Here is an 18,225-nt window from a genome sequence, read left to right on the forward strand (position 1 = left end):
CTTTGAGAGATCTATTTTAATAGCGCTGATCTGAGGTCCCTGATGACAAATGTTCCTGTAAAACTGATGCTGTTCTGTTCGCTTTGCGTGCTGGCCAGTTTTTCTGACTCGCTGTCTGCAGCAGAGAAACAGGTCGATTACCCGAAACAGATCGCACCCCTGTTCCGTAAATACTGTGAAGGCTGCCACAGCGTAGATGATCCAGAAGGCAAATTCGCCATCGACTCCTACCAGGGATTGCTCAAAGGGGGCAAGCATGGACCGGCCGTCTTACCAGGCGACAGTGGAAGCAGCCGACTGATCCGCATGATCAAAGGCGAAGCCAAACCGGTCATGCCGCCGGAAGACAGTGGCGAAAAGCTGACCGATGCAGAAATTGCCCTGCTGGTCGAGTGGGTCAACCAGGGAGCCAAAGGCCCCGCAGGTAAAGAACCTGCCCGTATGGAACTGACAGTACCAGACATTAAACCTTCCAAATCCGTACAGAAGCCGGTGACATCACTGGCCTGGTCTCCGCAAACAGATCAGATCGCTGTCGCCCGGTTTGAAGAAGTCAAGCTCCTCTCACCTGATCTGAAAAAAGTCATTCAGTCATGGAAAGGGTTGCCTGGCAAAGTGAACTCTGTCCGTTACAGTCCGGATGGCGAGTGGTTGATTACCTCTTCGGGCACCACAGGTCTATTTGGCCAGGCTGCCATCTGGGATGTGGAATCGGGAAAGAAACTGCATGAGTTCGTGGGACATAAGGATGTGCTGTACGCGGCAGCGATTAGTCCCGACAGGAAATGGCTGGCGACGGGCAGCTATGATCAGAACATCATCCTCTGGGATATCGCGACGGGAAAACAGGTCCGGTCTCTCACCGGACATAACGGCGCCATCTTCGATCTGGCATTCAGTCCCGACAGTACGACGCTGATCAGCGCCTCGGCTGATGCTACCGTGAAAGTCTGGCAGGTCTCCACAGGCAAGCGTCTGGACACACTCAGTCAGCCCCTCAAGGAACAGTACTCTGTGACGTTCAGCCCGGATGGCAATTTTATTCTTGCCGCGGGAGCCGATAACCGGATTCGCAAATGGCGTTTTATCTCACGCACCTCTGCAAAAATCAACCCGCTGATCTATGCCCGCTTCGCTCATGAAAATCCGGTGACACAGATTGCTTTTTCCCCTGATGGCAAACTGCTGGCTTCGATTTCCGATGACCAGTCGTTGAAAATCTGGGATGCCAGCCAGTTGATTTTATTGTACGTACAGGAAAATCTGCCGGCACTCCCGACCTCGGTGGTCTTCTCTACTGATTCCAGAGAGACCCTGGTCGGTTATAATAACGGACTGCTTGAGAAAATTGAATTACCCAGGCAGCTTTCTCCTTCTGATGAAACACAGACCCCGACCGCTGCAAACAATCAGGCAACTGCACCAGCAACCCAGGTGGCGAAAACCGTAACTCTCAAAGAGCAGGAACCCAATAATCAACCGGTCGACGCTACAAAGCTGGATTCATCTGCGGTCGTGGTGAGCGGAGTGATCTCTTCAGACAAACCCGACCAGCCGGACCTGGACCTGTATCGTTTTGAATCCAAAGCTGGCCAGGAATGGCTCATCGAAACAAACGCTGCCCGCCAAAAATCCAAACTCGATTCCAAAATCGAAGTGCTTGATGCGGAAGGCAAACAGATCCCGCGCATTCTGCTGCGAGCCGTCCGCGATTCTTATTTTACTTTCCGCGGTAAAGATTCGAACATCGTCAATGATTTCCGTATTCAGAACTGGCAGGAAATGGAGTTGAATGAATACCTGTATTGCAACGGTGAAGTCGTCAAACTCTGGCTCTACCCGCGTGGTCCCGATTCCGGTTTCAATGTCTACCCCGGCAGTGGCGGGAAACGCTACACCTATTTTGGAACCAGTCCCATCACTCACGCCCTGCATGAGCCCTGCTACATTGTGGAACCTCATCCGGTTGGCACAGAACTGCCTCCGAATGGCCTCCCCGTCTTCACCATTTATTATGAAAACAATGATGACGGCAGGCGGGAACTGGGTGACGATTCCCGGTTGATTTTCAAAGCTCCCCAAGATGGCGTCTATTATGTGCGTGTCTCTGATGTCCGCGGCTTTCAGGGGAAAGACTTTCATTATGAACTGACCGTTCGTCCGCGACAGCCGGACTTCAAGGTAACGTTAAAAGGAGCCAATCCCAAGGTCAACGCCGGCAGTGGAAAAGAAATCGAAGTCGTCGCTGACCGCATTGATGGCTTTAATGGACCGATTCGAGTTGATATTGCTGATGTGCCTGCAGGCTTTCATGTCACCAGCCCGATTATCATCCAGGCCGGTCACGACCGGGCTTATGGCGTATTATCAGCAGACCCGGTGCCGGAAACTTCTGGAGCACTTGTTGCACCGCTGCCCAACGACGGTCGCTATCAAACCGTTTCCGTCACCGCGACCGCAAAGATCGGTGACAAAGAAGTTACACATCCGGTAAATCCACTGGGACAGATCAAACTGCTCAACAAACCAAAACTGATTATCCGCATGGTGAAGATGGAAACCGACAAACTGGACGTAGCCGGTGATAATATTGCCGAGATACCTGACAAACCCATTGAATTGACCATCCATCCCGGCGAGACAATTTCAGCCCGGGTTCTGCTGTTGCGAAATGGTTACCAGGGAGTCGTCAGTTTCGGTCGTGAGTATGCAGGCCGCAATCTGCCCCACGGCGTCTATGTAGATAATATAGGCCTGAATGGTCTGCTGCTTTTGGATAATATGAACGAACGGACCTTTTATCTGACCGCAGCCAAGTGGGTCCCGGAAACAACCCGTTTGTTCCATCTTCGAGCCGCCCAGGAAGGCAACCAGACTTCGATTCCAGTGCTCCTGCATGTAAAACACAAAGATAAACTGGCTGCCAGTTCGAACTAAGACACTCGCAGGGAGTGTCAAGTGAAACCATGCCTGGCAGGCTTTATCTGGCTAACTGCTGCGAGGGGTTTCTACTCAAATCCGGGTGAGGAGCGTGGGGATAGGCGACGGGTTGATAACGAATCGCCAGTTCGGGAGTTTTCAGCTTTTTGCAGCCCTGAAAACGTGAGGTCAGAGCCCGATCGAGAATACCAGTGGTTAACAACGTCCGTTCGACAGGGTAGCTGGGGCGCCCCGTGTGAATCATGCATTCGATACCTTTTAACAGATATGCAAAGTGAGGATGTGCAGGTTCGGTTCGTTCTTCGAACTGAGTGGAGACAGGTTTCGCTTGTCCCTTGAGCTTGAGCGCCACCGAAGTACGGTTTACTGACTGCAGCATGAACAATGCTCCCACAAACCCATCGTTGTACTGGAAGAGAAACAGTCCGGCGTCCGGGTCATCACGAACATCCCCCTCCCTTACTTTGGGAACTGCTGCCAGTGCGGCATCAAAGACATCTCGGGAAACGAGACCTTCATCAAGGACGTTCCACATGGCGTCCCCTTCTAAATATTGCACCCACTTCACACCACTTTCTGCCCCCTGTCGTCGCTCGACCAGGCATTGAAAACACTCGAGTGCATGAAAGCCATACCTGTCGAGTTCAGAATAACCGATTCCCACTGCGGCCTCGATTTCAGATCCCAGCGGTAAATTAAGTTCGGGTTTCCGATATGTCAGGGGAAGAGACGAACCGGCCATAAAAGGAACCTTCATTTCCCGGGCACGATCATACATCCATTTTGCATCAGCCCAGACGGGCCCTGGATGTTTGTCATTAAAGACAGGGACAACGCGGTCATATTTCTGAAAGGTATCAGTTATCTCTTTGAAAAAACGACGACGAGGATAGAGTTGCTGCCCTTTGGCATTAATAGGGTATTCGCCATGTTCGCCGATACTGATCACGCCATCAACGGGTATCCGGTCGGTTCCTACAGTGACCGCTTTTTCAATGGAATCAAAGATCGGCACGTTATATTTCGCGGCCATTTTTCGAGACAGATCCAGATCGGTAAACTGATCTACATACAGCGAGGATAACTTTAAAGCCGGCCCTGCTCCGCCATCCTGCTTCCAGCCCTCCAGGATTTTCCCAATCAACACATCAGCATGTGTTTTAGGTTCATAGATTGATACGACCGCGGCAATCGATTTTGTTTCAACTGACTTTACAGGAGCCGCGTTCACACGCTGTGAAACAACCCCATACGCAGCAGCGACACTGGCGATCCAGTCTCTGCGAGACATCATCCTGAGATTCTTCATCGTATCAGTTAATCCCTTTAGAGATTCAGGTGATGGATTCCAAGAGCAGTTTTGCTCTCAATCCAGATATAAAACAGAGCCGTTATACAAAGAACTTTGTTTCAAATTAGTCTTTCTTCTGAAAGAGTGGATGCCCTGGATCTCCACCAGATCGCAGGAAAGCCAATAAATCAAGTGCTTCCTCCTTCGTGAGTGTATCGATGAGTCCCGTCGGCATCATCGACGACTTGGAAGGCAGCATTTCTTCAATTGTATCCCGGTCAATCGAAGTCAGTTTACTGGGATTAGCCATATCCGTGAGTACCATCAGATTTTTGCCACTGAGATTGATCACGCGACCATTCACAACGCGCCCATCATCCAGAATAAACATGGTCGAGGCATATTGATCTGAAATCACCTTTGAAGGTTCAATGATTGATTCCAGCAGGTTTTGTGCATTGAAGCGGCCGCCTGCACCGGTCAGATCGGGACCAATAGTTCCTCCTTCTCCGGCAAAGCGATGACATTTAAAACAGGCGACAGCGGCGAACATCTTACGTCCCTGTTCGAAGTTTCGCTGAGTATGATCACTGTTTTCGGCTTTCAGTAATTCTTCCACCGTCCATTTCTTAACAAAAGGTCGTGGCGGCCCTTCTGCGATGGGTTCTGCTTTTTCGAGATTGACTTCAAGAACCGGTTTCAGCATTTTCTTTTCTGCTTCTGACAGATTCTTGATCGCTTCCGCTCTAATATTGACCAGGAATTTATTGAACGACATGCCCCCTTTATGGGCCGTCGACTTGAGATACCATTCGAAGTACTTCTTTCGCAGCTTGTCATTCCAGCCTGTCGTGAGATTCATGAGGACTTTCGCATAATGAATCTGCTCTTCCTGGGTGAGTGCTTTGTCCTGCAGTTCCAGAGTACGTTCAATTACTTTGGGAGCATTCAGGTAAACCAGTACCCGGCTTAATTCGCGATTCATAAACGAATTGGCAGCAGGATAGGCTTTGTTGATCTGTGCGAGTACGTCCAATCGTTCTTTTTCGGTCGGTCCTCCCATCCGGACAAAGACCAGTTGATACAAACGCAGCAGATCCATTTTTTGCGTGTCTGTGAGTTTGTTCCAGTCCAGTTTTTTTAACACATTTACTAACGGCGTTTTGAATGCAGGACTGCCATTACGTGCCAGCGCGATACCGCCAGTGATTAACGTCGTGGGATCTTTTTCCAGCAGCACGCAGTTCTGCCATTGTTCGACAGGCTGGTGTTCGAGGGCAATCCGGGCTGCAAAACGGATGTGACGATCTTCGTGCCCGAGATAAGGCCACACGGAATAAACGATCGTTTCATTCTTCTGCCCATGTAGTTCTTCCAGGTCGCGGCGGAGTTCCCGCAGACCGGCGAGCGCATCCGGATTCGGTTCTGCAGGAGCCGTCGATTCGTCGCCTGTATAAGTAATACGATATAAACCGGACTGTGTGCGGCGACCACCGATCGTAAAGTACAATGCTCCATCCACAGGACTGACAACCAGATCGGTCACAGGCAGAGGCGTAGCAGAAGCAAATTTTTCGTACGTCGCGACATAAGAGGCCCCCTGAGGCTTGAGATGGACCGCATAAATAATCCCGTAACTCCAGTCTGAAATAAATAACGCATCCTGGTATTTGGCAGGAAACTTCGCACCGGTGCCAAAGATAATCCCGGTCGGTGAACCTTGACCGATATTCACCACAGCTGGCAGACTGTCAGGATAATAGTCGGGCCATTTTCCCGTCCCCGAACGCCAGCCGAATTCACTCCCGCTGGTGACATGGTTCACTCGCGTCGGACGATACCAGGGAGACCCCACGTCCCATTCCATGTCGGCATCATAGGTAAACAGCTCCCCTTCCGGATTAAAGGCGATGTCATATTCGTTTCGGAAACCCGTACTGACAATTTCAAATTCTTTGCCTTCAGGATCAGTCCGACAGATCCAGCCACCTGGTGCCAGTTTACCGGCGGCGTGACCGCGGGCATCCCACAGGCGGTGCAGCAGCAGGTCTTCACTCCAGTTGCGGGGAACCAGAGACTTCTCAGGTTCGGGTAGACTGGTATGATTTCCTGCAGCGATATAGAGCGATTTTTTATCAGGCGAAAGAATAATGGCATGCGGCCCATGCTCGCCGCCCCCCTTAATTTCACGCAGGAATTTGACTTCGTCAAACTGACCGTCTCCAGTGGTATCTTTGAGACGGTACAGGCCCGAAGGTCGTTCCTTACCACCATTCACGACGGCATACAGACTGTCGAAGGCATACAGCAGCCCATGTGCCATGCCCATATCGACCTTCAGTTTTTCCACCTGGGTATCATTTGTTTTTGAACCAATTTTTGCCGGGGTGATGCGATACAGGTCGCCGTACTGATCGGAAGTAATGAGCCGTCCTTTGGGATCAATGGCCATACTCACCCACGACCCCTGTACTTCGGTTGGAACCGAATACAGTAACTCTACTTTGAAATCTTTGAGCAGTTTGATCTGGTCTGCGGGGGTAGCTGTTGCAGATCGCGGTGCCTCCGTATTACCCAGTGAGATTGATTCAATTTCAATCAAACCTGTTTGACTGGCCGGATCAATTCTGAGGCCCGTCATTTCAGAATCGGCGTAAAAGACGAACGACAGTTCCTGCCAGTCGGGATTTTTCTTCTTCAAATCAAATCGTTCCGAACGGGAATCCGCATAGCTGTTATTTTTTTCCGTTTTCCAATAAATCTCGCCCTTCAGAGGAAAGTCAGCGCGCAGTTTTAATTTAACCTGCTTCCAGCCGGCTGCCGATTTCAGTTCGCGACCGAAGTGCGGATCTTTTCCAGTACTGTCCACCTGTAAAAGATGATCTTTGACCGATAGTTTGCAATCGGTATATGCGGTCCAGCCATGTTCCTGATTCTGGAACGTCCATGTCAGAGTGGATGGCGACTCTGCCGGATCGGCGGCCAGCAGTGTTTGAGAAACAAGGATTGCGCTCAAGGCGACACACAAAGATGGAAAAGCCTGAATCATGTAGCTGCCCCTGATTCGTGATCAATTGGAAATAGAATTGCAGTTGGACGGAATTGTGGTATTGTCAACTGGATCGAATAAAGCCTGTCGGCATCTCTGTAGAACAGATCGACAACACGGGAAGGTTTCAGATATCGGTTGTTAAAATGTAATGACTCCTTCATCATAACAGCTGGATTATGCATTGAAAACTCGTCTGGATTCATTTTTATTTATTGATTTCCCGCAGATGAACTCGATATTTCTACGAATTCATTGCATCATATAATGGAGTCATTCATCATATTCTTCTCAATTCTTTGAGCTGATCGTACGCACAATAAAAACAAGGAGCCTCACTTGAAAACCTGTCGCGAATTGATTCGGAACTGCAGCCTTTTGGCAATAATCTTTAGTATTTCACTCATACCTGCTGGGTGCAACAAACAGGGAGCCAGCCAGAAAAATGATGTCGCCTACGTGACCAATGGAATTGCCTCTTTCTGGGTCATTGCAGAAAAAGGGGCAGAACAAGCAGGAGAGGACCTGGGAGTCAACGTCGAAGTCCGCATGCCTCCCCAGGGAGTGACCGACCAGAAAAGGATGGTTCAGGAACTTTTAGCACAAGGCATCGACGGCATTGCCATCAGTCCAATTGACCCCGCCAATCAGAATGATCTGTTAAAAGAAATCGCAGACAATTCGATACTGATTACTCAGGATTCCGATGCGCCTGACAGTCCCCGCGAATGTTATATCGGCATGGATAACTACGAAGCAGGTCGCATGTGTGGAGAGTTGGTCAAGGAAGCGTTGCCGGAGGGTGGAGAAATCATGCTGTTTGTGGGGCGGCTGGGTCAGGCAAATGCTCGCTTGCGTCGGCAAGGAGTCATTGACGAAGTCATGGACCGCTCAAATGACAACACACGATACGATGAACCCGGAAAAGTGATCAAAAACGAGAAATACACGATTCTCGACACACGGACCGATGATTTTGATTTCCCCCAGGGCAAAGCAAATGCACAGGATGCAATCGCCAAATACCCGAACCTGAAATGTATGGTGGGTCTGTTCGCTTATAATCCTCCGCTCTGCCTGGAAGCGGTACGTGATGCAGGCAAACTCGATGAAATTAAGATCGTGTCTTTTGATGAAGAAGCTGCCAGTCTGCAGGGCATCATTGATGGCACCGTGGTGGGTACTGTCGTACAGAACCCTTATCAGTACGGATACGAATCGGTACGGGTGCTCAATGCCCTGGCGAATGGTGACAAATCTGTAATCCCCGAAAATAAAATCATTCACATTCCAGCACGAAAAATCACAAAAGAGAATATAAAGGAATTCTGGGACGAACTGAAGAAACTGACGGGTGATACCGAACAGGCAGCTGCCTCTGAAACAAAAACCGGGAAGACGGAGCTTCCTTCTGGGAATGAAAGTGACTCTCCCGATAAACCGAAAGTATCCAAGTCGAATGAGTAGCACTAAACAGGCTCACTCAACACCGCTACTGGAAGTCAAACACATTTCAAAACAGTTTCCCGGTGTTAAAGCATTGCATCGGGTCAGCCTGACGCTGAATCAGGGAGAGCTGTTGGCTGTCATCGGCGAGAACGGTGCGGGCAAGAGTACCCTGATGAAAATCCTCGCAGGAGTTCAGGAACCCGATACCGGTAAGTTGTCATTAGAGGGAAAACCGATTTCCCTGTCTAAAGTGGATGACGCGCTGGATCTGGGTATCGCGCTGATTCACCAGGAACTGAATCTGTGTGAAAACCTCGATATCGCCGCCAATATCTTTCTGGGCCGCGAACCCGGTAGTTGGGGCATAATCGATCACAGGCAAACCTGGATCGAAGCAGAAAAGCTTCTTAAACGTGTCGGCTTGAATCTCTCCGCGCGTACGCTGGTGGGAGACCTCACGGTCGGGCAACAGCAGATGGTCGAAATTGCCAAAGCCTTATCGATCAATGCCCGCATTCTGATTATGGATGAGCCGACCTCTTCTCTCTCCCTCCATGAATCAGAATCCCTGTTCTCAGTCATCCATGATCTGAAAGCGCAGGGTGTAAGTATTATTTATATCTCACATCGGCTGGGAGAGGTCAACGACCTGGCAGATCGTGTCGTAGTGCTCCGCGATGGAGAAAACGCGGGAGAGTTGGATCGCGCTTCCATTTCCCACGATCGCATGGTGCAGATGATGGTGGGCCGCAGTGTGTCGCAGTTTTTTCCGCACACTCCGCATGAACCCGGCGAAGTGATTCTCGAAGTCAAACAACTGCGCACGCCAGCAAACCCATCGCATCCGATCAGCTTTACTCTCAGGCGAAGTGAAATCGTAGGCATCTCAGGACTGGTGGGAGCCGGAAGAACGGAACTGCTCCAGGTCCTGTTTGGCATCGATTCGCCAGTAAACGGATCAATCTGCGTCTACGGTAAAGTGGTTCAAATCCAATCTCCACAAGACGCGATCAAGGCCGGTCTGGCACTCGTTCCAGAAGATCGCAAAGCACAGGGACTGGTTCTGCAGATGGCGGTCCGCGAGAACATGAGCCTGGCCAGTCTGTCCCGTGACCAGGGACGACTGGGGCATATTGACTTTGCCCGGGAACAGTCAATTTCCAGCGAAATGATCGAAGCCATGAAGATCAAAACCCCCAGTGATCGACAGATCGTCCAGTTTTTATCAGGCGGTAATCAACAAAAAGTAGTTCTGGGAAAATGGATGGCCATGAACCCGAGCGTCCTGTTGCTGGATGAACCGACACGGGGCGTTGACATAGGCGCCAAGGAAGAAATCTATCTTCTCATGAACAAACTGGCTGCCAGTGGAATGGCTGTGTTGTTTGTCAGTAGTGACCTGGAAGAGATTCGCGGAATTTCGGACCGGGTTCTGGTGATGCATGAAGGCCAGCTGACAGGAGAACTGAAACGCGAGCAGCTCAGTGAAGAAGCGATCATGCAACTGGCGACAGGCCAAACCAGTGAAACAGTGACAAATTGAATTGAATCAATATACCAAGATACCACCGCGCTAAAGAAATCGAATCATGAAGAAAATTCTGGGCATATTAATCTTATTGATTTTCGTGTGCATCGTGACGGCTGCCTCGAATGAGCATTTTTTCTCCGCCTACAACATGCAGAATGTCATTCGGCTTACTTCCCTGTTTGGAATTATCAGTATCGGTGTAGCGTTTGTCATTATTTCCGGTGGAATCGACCTGTCGATCGGCTCTGTGATCTGCCTGGTTGGCAGCCTGCTCCCTTATCTGATCATGGAAATGAGTGTACCTGTCCCACTGGCTTTATTATTTTCGGCGGTACTCTCTATTGTAATCGGATTGTCCCATGGCTTACTGATTACGAAATTGAAACTGCAACCTTTTATTGTCACCTTATGTGGCCTTCTGATCTACCGTGGGATCGCCCGGGGAATTACGGAAGACCAGACCCAGGGCTTCGGGGCAACGCATGACAGCCTGCGCTACCTGGCGACGGGTAAAATCAACATTCCGTTTCTGGAAGGATTCAGACTGCCCGTTCCGTTTCTGATCATGATCGGCGTAGCTTTGATCGCCGCCTTTCTTCTGAATAAAACCATCTTTGGGCGGTATCTTAAAGCCATTGGAAATAACGAAGCAGCAGCCCGCTATTCAGGAATCAATACCGACCTGACGGTCATCATGGCTTATGTGATCTGCTCGTTTCTGGCCGGTTTAGGCGGAGTTTTGTTTGCATTAGACATCAATTCCGTTCAGCCCGAAGGGATTGGAAATTTTTATGAATTATATGCAATCGCGGCTGCCGTACTGGGAGGCTGCAGTATCCGAGGGGGAGAAGGCAGTATTCTGGGTGTAGTAATCGGGGCGGCGCTGATGCGGGTTCTTCGAAATTCAATTACCATGCTGGGGATTCCTTCCCAACTCGAATTTGCTATCATTGGCGCAGTGATTTTAGTCGGCGTGATTACCGATGAGCTGGTAAAACGATATGCACAATTTCGCAGGTCCAGCGAGCAGTCCGGTTTGTAAATTGGATAAATCAATCAGATCATTTATGGATTCCTGACCATGATAACTTATGAATATTTCTGTGAAGTAAACGGTAAAACGGTAGAAGTCAGCCATCGGATGTCAGAATCGCTTCAGACCTGGGGGGACGTTTGTCAAAAAGCAAACCTCCCTTTAAACGGGACTTGTGAGTCGGCTCCTGTGGAACGCCTGATTTCAGGCGGACTGTTATTCAAAGGGGAAAGTTCTAATAAGAAATCCCAACTCCCCATGGCTGATCCCGGCTGTGGTCGCTCCAACTGCTGCCGCCACTGATTTACCAACCGGTGAACGCGCTCCTTGATTGAATCCTCTGCTACATTGAAAGTCTTCTGTGTCTCTGTCTCGGATTAAAAATGGAACGATTTACGATCCAGCGAATGGAGTCAACGGCGAAGTCCGTGACCTGTGGATTCAGGACGGCAAGATCATTGACCGTCCCCCCAACGCAGATTCGTTCACAGGAAAAACTCTGGATGCTACCGGATACGTCGTGATGCCGGGCGGGATCGATATGCACTGTCATATTGCCGGTCCCAAAGTCAACGCGGGTCGTAAAATGACTCCGGATCTGAAACGCACGGCTCCCCCCATTTATCGCGGTGAACACACCCGTTCGGGAACAGGCGGCGTGGTTCCCAGTACCTTCGCCACCGGCTATCTGTTCGCCAGTATTGGTTACACGACTGCGATGGACGCCGCCATTCCAGGGCTGCATGCCCGCCATGCTCACGAAGAACTGCAGGACACGCCAATCCTGGACAAAGGCTTCTACCTGCTGTTCGGCAACAATCACTTCGTGATGAAGCATCTGCGGAACCAGGATCAGAATGCCCTTGATGCATATTGCGCCTGGCTATTGGAATCGGCTAAAGGTTATACCATCAAGATTGTCAATCCAGGTGGTGTCGAAGACTGGAAGCAGATCAGCCGCAAGACAATCAAGGAACTGGATTCCCCCGTGCAGAATTTCGGTGTCACGCCTCGTCAGATCGTACGCGGACTGGCAGGAACTGCAGACCGACTGCAGCTGCCACACTCGGTGCACATCCACTGCAATAACCTGGGAATTCCCGGAAACTGGGAAACGACGCTCAATACAATGGAGTCTCTGGAAGGCCATCGCGGGCATCTGGCACACGTCCAGTTTCATTCCTATGACGGCGATCCCAACGATCCTGCCAGCTTTTCTTCCGCGACACAAAAACTGGTGGATTATGTCAATACGCATGAAAACATCACGGTTGACGTGGGACACATCAATCCCGGCACTACGCTCTCCATGACCGGTGATACGCCTTTCAGCCAGTTCCTGCATAACATTAATCGGAATAAATGGTACACGGCAGACTGTGAACTGGAGAGTAGCTGTGGTGTGATTCCCATCGAATACCGCCCGCAGAAAAGTCTCATCAATGCGGTGCAATGGGCGATTGCACTGGAATGGTACCTGCTGATGGAAGATCCCTGGCGGGTCATCATGACCAGCGATCATCCGAATGGCGGGGCCTTTTATCATTATCCGGAGATCATCTACCTGTTGATGGATCGCAGCTTCCGCCTGGAATTTCTCTCCCGCATGCCCGAAGCAATTCGTGAACGCAGCGTGCTGGCTGATCTGGAACGGGAATATTCACTCTACGAAATTGCCATCATTACCCGGGCTGCTCCAGCGCGGGTGCTGGGTATGAAAGATAAAGGTCACCTGGGTGTCGGTGCCCATGCAGACATCACCATCTATGCACCACAGCAGAATCGACAGGAAATGTTCGAACGCCCTCGCTGGGTTTATAAAGATGGTCAGCAGGTTGTCGCTGATGGAGAAATCCAGGCGCATGCGTTTGGAAAAACCTATTACACATCGCCCGACTTTGATCAGGAATTTCTGCCACACATCGAAAGCTGGTTTAACGACAACTATTCGATTCGCTTCCGGAACTACCAGATCGACAGTCAGGAAGTTCCCCAGGCAGAAGAAATCACCTGCCAATTGGACTTACGCTAAACCACAGATAGTGCAGACTTCTATCAGTCATGAGAGTGACGTAGTGGGGTGAATATTTAAAAGCATGGTCAGTTAAGTAAGTTAAAAACTCAATTAACTGACCTGCTAAAAAATATTCTAAATGAGTGTGCTGACTTATAAGCTTTAAATTGGAGGTAATGTTCGATTTACTTCTGGTTGTGACAAAACGACTTCTTCATCCTGGATGGGAAGAAACTGTCCTTCGTCCGGGTTATAATTATAAACCTCACCAGTTTCAAATTTGTAAACCCAGCCATGTAACTTTAACTCTCCACGACTCACCGCCGCCGCAACCGACGGATGTGTTTTCAAATTTTCGATTTGAACGAGCACATTTTCCTGCACAGTCAGAACGAGACGCTTTTGAGGATCTGTCAGGTGTGAGTAATTCTCATCGACAATTCTACGTGTTGATTCAGCGTGTTGTAAATAAGATTTAACAGCGGGCATCTTTTCGAGCAACGCCGGATCAAGCAGCCCCCCCATTGCACCGCAATGAGAATGGCCGCAAACAATGATATCTTTGACCTTCAACGCACTCACGGCATATTCAATTGTTGCGGCTTCTCCGCCAAACACAGCGCCGTAAGGAGGAACAATGTTTCCCGCAGTCCGCTGGATAAATAGCTCACCCGGTTTAGTCTGAGTTAAATGGTTCGGATTGATTCTTGAATCCGAACAGGTGATGAACAGCGCAAGCGGATTTTGGCCATCAACCAGAGTTTCGAACAACTTCTGTTCCTGGCTAAAGTAGTTCCGTTGAAACTCGTGAATTCCGTCAACGAGCTTTTGCATATTGATTCTCCTGCTTACTTCATAGGATCATTGCACTTAATGTACAGTAAACATCTGGTTAGGATAATTCTACACTTCCATTGAGTGATTTAACATTTTACCACGCTTCATTCTAGTCAGTTCAGCTCTCAAAATAAGTTAAATTTGCAGCTCTCTTGAAATATTTAAAGCCTGGCTGTGGAGAGGAAAATACCCGGAAGCGCGCCGAGACAATCGTTCGTTACAACAATCGGTGGCGATCCTGCATGCGAACTTGCCGTTGCTCCTTAAAATCATTATGCTATCGTTTAGATCGTTGATAATTCTTATTCACCAGCATTAACCGCAACGAACCAACGTGTACATTTAGCCAGCTACCTAATACTGCTGAAACAATCAATGCTGCTGAGACAATCAATGTTGCTGGAACAGTTGATGAAATTCTTTGTTTTATTCGTTCTCTTCTGGGGGGTCTTTTTTGGCACTGCGCTGTCCCTGGCTTCAGAAGAAGATGGACAAGAAATCTCCGTCAACCAGTCTTTTGGCAAATTTGAAAAGAATAAACCTAAAGAAGAGCTAAAAAAACGGGAGCCAACACTCTCTCTATTCGCCACTGTTACGGTCGATTTCCTGCTAGATAAATCGAGTGTCTGCTCACTACAAGAGGCATGCCTCTTCCTCCCGCTGGTCAATGATAGTCCGAATTGCTCTCGCGCGCCTCCACGTTCTCTCTGCTGACCCCAAGGCCGCTTTCTATCACGATTATGCTATGTCTGGATGCATCAATCTTATCGCTTGCATCTGCTACTGTTGAAGCTTCTCAGGTCATTTCATGCAGTGAAATGATACCAGGAATTTGCTTCTTCCCTGCTCCATGTTGTACGCAAATCAACTGGATTCCATACGCGGATATATTCGGACATCTGGATCTATTATTCTGTGAAGAACAATGAACAAATTTGCAAATATTCACACCGACGATCAAAATTCAAAATCGAATCACTCTGAACAGTTCGCCGAACTTCGTCATGCAATCGAACATGCTGCTCATCTCTTGCCAGCTCAAGGTCCCATCACCGTTTTCGTGCATCATAATACTCTGCATGCATTCGAGGATCTGTCCTTTGAAGAAGGGGTCGTCGAAGCAGGACGAACATTTGGATGCCATCCGTTTTTATCGGAAGATCATTACCGAAAAAAGTTTGAGAACGATCAGATTCGTGTCAGTGATATCGAAGCAGTATTATTGTCTGATCTTGGCGAAAACGCTGAAATCCTGATTGGAAATTTCGGAACACGATACGCTCTCCGATTAGCAATGCTGCAGTTCCCCCTGCATTCTGGACCAGTTTCTGAATTACGCTGGTTTATTGCAGAAACTGATGCTTTGCGGCATTTTCGTCAAGAAGTCGAACCGGCAATTCGCGAAAAAACAACCACAATGACGCGTCACTGGATCATGCGTGACTATCTGAATGGAGACAACAGAGGTGAGCAGTCGGTAAAACACATCCTGGAAACTCTCTTCTCTCAGTTTGGGAAAGAATCGATAGAAAAATGGAATGATCACAAGTGGGAATCATTTGTGTTACATTTCCTGTGGCGCGTCTGCTACAACAGAGTACAAAGCACAAAATTAAAGTCAAATTTTTCGCAGAAGCGCCCCAGACATCGTGATCTATTACTGACATCGACTGGTAAGGATACCGATCTTATTGTTCACGATGTGCTGATCCGTTTTTGTGCAGCCTTTCTTGACCAGGGTTTCGGCACCTGGCCTTTACCCGGACGCGAGTTGGGATTCTATCATTCATTTCTGCAACTGTATTCAGAATCCGCGATCGGCCCCGCTAGTGAACTTTCCGGTTTGAGACGTGAACTTCAAAGATTGCAGTCTTCAGGTATTGGCCCGTTGGAATCGATTTCAGAGTCGCTTACTTTACTGGGAGTCGCCGATGACGAGTGTGACGAATTTATTTCCCAGACGCTCCTTGCCCTGCGTGGCTGGGCTGGCATGGTGTGGCAAATGGAAACCAATGCCGAATGGATGCCCCACACAGCCCCGCCAGATAGCCTGATTGAATTTCTGGCGGTGCGTCTGATTCTTGATCGACTGGCAGCCAAATTTGTGATGCAGAATACGTTTGGCTTTGAGGGACAATTAGATTCCATTCGAAATGAGCTGCTTCAGCAAACGGACAAACATCCGCAGAACAAAACCAGTCAGCGGGCATTTACGATCTTCCAGCTCGCCCAGGTACGCGGCTGGAGTCCTGAGGATCTTCTCCATCTTTCCAGTGAACAATGGGAGACCCTCGTCCAGGAGTTTGAATTATTTTCCAGCCTCGAACGCCGACGGATTTATCATCTGGCATTCGAGCGAAAATATCGCAATGAAACTCTCGATGCAGTCGCGATTCATTCCGCCCGGCAACGCACACAACGGGATCAGTCTAAGTCCGAAACTTCACAACATCCAGCATATCAGGTTGCCTGCTGCCTTGACGATCGCGAAGAATCCTTCCGGCGGCATCTGGAAGAAATTGCTCCTGAATGTCAAACCTTCGGTATCGCAGGTTTCTTCGGCGTCGCCATGTATTACCGTGGTGCGGCCGACGCACACTTCAGCCCGCTCTGTCCCGTGAATATCAAACCCGCCCACTATGTCCAGGAAGAGACGCTTTATTCCCTTACGCAAGCCAGCCGACGACGAGCTGAAACGCGACGACGGCTTGGACGGGCAACACATCAAGCGCACATCGGAACCCGGACCTTCATCGGAGGCTTATTGACAGGGCTGCTCGGTTCACTGGCAGCCTTTCCGCTTGTTGCCAGAATTCTTTTCCCACGTACAACAGCACAAATCCGTCGTATGTTTAATCGTATTGTTCAACCTCCGATCACGCAATTGCGACTGGAACGCATGGACGACCAGCCCGGGCCCAGTAATGGTCAACTGGGTTATTCTGTTGACGAAATGGCTAATATTGTTGAAGGTGGCCTGAGAGCGTTGGGGCTCGCGAAACCAGAGTTGTTTTCACCGTTGGTGATTATTTGCGGGCACGGCTCCGCCAGCCTCAACAACCCGCATAAAGCCGCTTATGATTGTGGAGCCTGCGGTGGAGGTCGTGGTGGCCCGAATGCGCGAGCTTTTGCTCAAATGGCGAATGACCATCGCGTTCGACGCATTCTTTCGGAACGTAACCTGTTTATCCCAGATAAAACCGTCTTTGCAGGATGTTATCATAATACCTGCGATGACAGCATCACCTGGTACGATCTGGATCGGCTCCCTATTTCACAACGTGAATTGTTTGAAAAAGCGGAGAAGGATCTCAACGAAGCCCGCGCTCGCAGTGCTCATGAACGCTGCCGACGATTTGAATCAGCGGAACTGTTACTCTCTGTGAACGATGCCTTGCGGCATGTCGAAGGTCGCGCAGAAGATCTCTCACAGTCGCGACCAGAGTGTGGTCATGCCACGAATTCTCTGTGCTTTGTCGGCCGCAGAGAGTGGAGTCGCGGGATGTTTCTCGATCGGCGAGCATTTTTGACATCCTATGACCCGACACAGGATGACGCAGACAGCTCGATTCTAGAACGATTGCTGCAGGCTGTCATCCCGGTCTGTGCCGGAATTAACCTTGAATACTACTTCTCCTACGTAGATTCGGCAGGCTACGGTTGCGGGACAAAACTGGCTCACAACATCACATCACTATTGGGTGTGATGGATGGCGCCGCCAGTGATCTGCGTCCCGGGCTGCCTTGGCAAATGGTTGAAATCCATGAACCAGTTCGCTTGCTTTTTGTAATTGAAACAACACCAGAGACCATGAGGCGAATTATCGCAAACAACATTTCGATTGCCAGACTTGTGAATGGTAACTGGATACAACTTGCCGTGCTGAATGCTGAAACTTCCCAGATTCATATTTTCCGTAACGGTGATTTTGAAATGTACGAACCGGAAACGAATGAACTCCCTGTTACCGGTTCATCAATTGACTGGTACCGAGGGTGGCGCGATCATCTCGGATTCGCATCCATTCGAGATCATGATCTTTCTTCATAATCTGAGATAGTTGCTTCTTCTTATTCTGAA

Annotated in this window: 11 protein-coding genes; 8 read left to right on the forward strand and 3 right to left on the reverse strand. The window is 49.4% G+C overall.

All coding sequences use genetic code 11. The annotated features are described in order from the left end of the window. Positions 1–42: 42 nt before the first annotated feature. On the forward strand, positions 43–2,937 hold the full coding sequence (locus tag GmarT_RS18665) for a c-type cytochrome domain-containing protein (RefSeq protein WP_002646323.1): 2,895 nt from the start codon (positions 43–45) through the stop codon (positions 2,935–2,937). A gap of 43 nt (positions 2,938–2,980) precedes the next feature. Here GmarT_RS18665 and GmarT_RS18670 read toward each other — a convergent pair whose 3' ends face one another. Both GmarT_RS18670 and GmarT_RS18675 read right to left on the reverse strand, forming a co-directional pair. Continuing rightward, the gene (locus GmarT_RS18670; RefSeq protein ID WP_230682472.1) at positions 2,981–4,234 is read right to left on the reverse strand and encodes a hypothetical protein; all 1,254 of its coding nucleotides are present in this window, start codon (positions 4,232–4,234) and stop codon (positions 2,981–2,983) included. 121 nt (positions 4,235–4,355) lie between these two features. Next, a complete protein-coding gene (locus GmarT_RS18675) occupies positions 4,356–7,280 on the reverse strand; it encodes a c-type cytochrome (protein ID WP_002646321.1) in 2,925 nt (974 codons plus the stop codon). A 378-nt stretch (positions 7,281–7,658) separates the two neighbouring features. Here GmarT_RS18675 and GmarT_RS18680 point away from each other — a divergent pair, with 378 nt between their 5' ends. Genes GmarT_RS18680 through GmarT_RS18700 form a run of 5 tightly spaced genes read left to right on the forward strand, consistent with a single transcriptional unit; the run spans position 7,659 to position 13,325 of the window. Further along, positions 7,659–8,747: a sugar-binding protein gene (locus GmarT_RS18680; RefSeq protein ID WP_230682471.1), complete on the forward strand. Its 1,089-nt coding sequence runs from the start codon at positions 7,659–7,661 to the stop codon at positions 8,745–8,747. Continuing rightward, on the forward strand, positions 8,740–10,272 hold the full coding sequence (locus tag GmarT_RS18685) for a sugar ABC transporter ATP-binding protein (RefSeq protein WP_002646319.1): 1,533 nt from the start codon (positions 8,740–8,742) through the stop codon (positions 10,270–10,272). Before GmarT_RS18680 ends, GmarT_RS18685 begins: the two co-directional genes overlap by 8 nt. A 46-nt stretch (positions 10,273–10,318) precedes the next feature. After that, positions 10,319–11,302 carry an ABC transporter permease gene (locus GmarT_RS18690; RefSeq protein ID WP_002646318.1) on the forward strand — a complete coding sequence of 328 codons (984 nt, stop codon included), beginning with the start codon at positions 10,319–10,321 and terminating at the stop codon, positions 11,300–11,302. A gap of 39 nt (positions 11,303–11,341) precedes the next feature. Beyond that, complete coding sequence (locus GmarT_RS18695) at positions 11,342–11,596, forward strand: FmdB family zinc ribbon protein (RefSeq protein WP_002646317.1); 255 nt, start codon at positions 11,342–11,344, stop codon at positions 11,594–11,596. Between the two features lie 58 nt (positions 11,597–11,654). Continuing rightward, positions 11,655–13,325 (forward strand): formylmethanofuran dehydrogenase subunit A, encoded by a 1,671-nt coding sequence (locus GmarT_RS18700; protein WP_002646316.1) that lies wholly within the window; start codon positions 11,655–11,657, stop codon positions 13,323–13,325. Positions 13,326–13,469: 144 nt separating this feature from the next. On the opposite strand, the gene GmarT_RS18705 is transcribed toward GmarT_RS18700, so the two are convergent. Continuing rightward, positions 13,470–14,141 carry a carbonic anhydrase gene (locus GmarT_RS18705; protein WP_002646315.1) on the reverse strand — a complete coding sequence of 224 codons (672 nt, stop codon included), beginning with the start codon at positions 14,139–14,141 and terminating at the stop codon, positions 13,470–13,472. A 378-nt stretch (positions 14,142–14,519) separates the two neighbouring features. Here GmarT_RS18705 and GmarT_RS18710 point away from each other — a divergent pair, with 378 nt between their 5' ends. Together GmarT_RS18710 and GmarT_RS18715 are read left to right on the forward strand one after the other, a co-directional pair. Further along, positions 14,520–14,858 carry a hypothetical protein gene (locus GmarT_RS18710; RefSeq protein ID WP_002646314.1) on the forward strand — a complete coding sequence of 113 codons (339 nt, stop codon included), beginning with the start codon at positions 14,520–14,522 and terminating at the stop codon, positions 14,856–14,858. 211 nt (positions 14,859–15,069) lie between these two features. Further along, positions 15,070–18,195 (forward strand): DUF2309 domain-containing protein, encoded by a 3,126-nt coding sequence (locus GmarT_RS18715; protein WP_002646313.1) that lies wholly within the window; start codon positions 15,070–15,072, stop codon positions 18,193–18,195. Positions 18,196–18,225: the final 30 nt, after the last annotated feature.

Origin of the sequence: Gimesia maris, assembly GCF_008298035.1 — a bacterium.
In the GTDB taxonomy this organism is placed as follows: Bacteria; Planctomycetota; Planctomycetia; order Planctomycetales; family Planctomycetaceae; genus Gimesia; species Gimesia maris.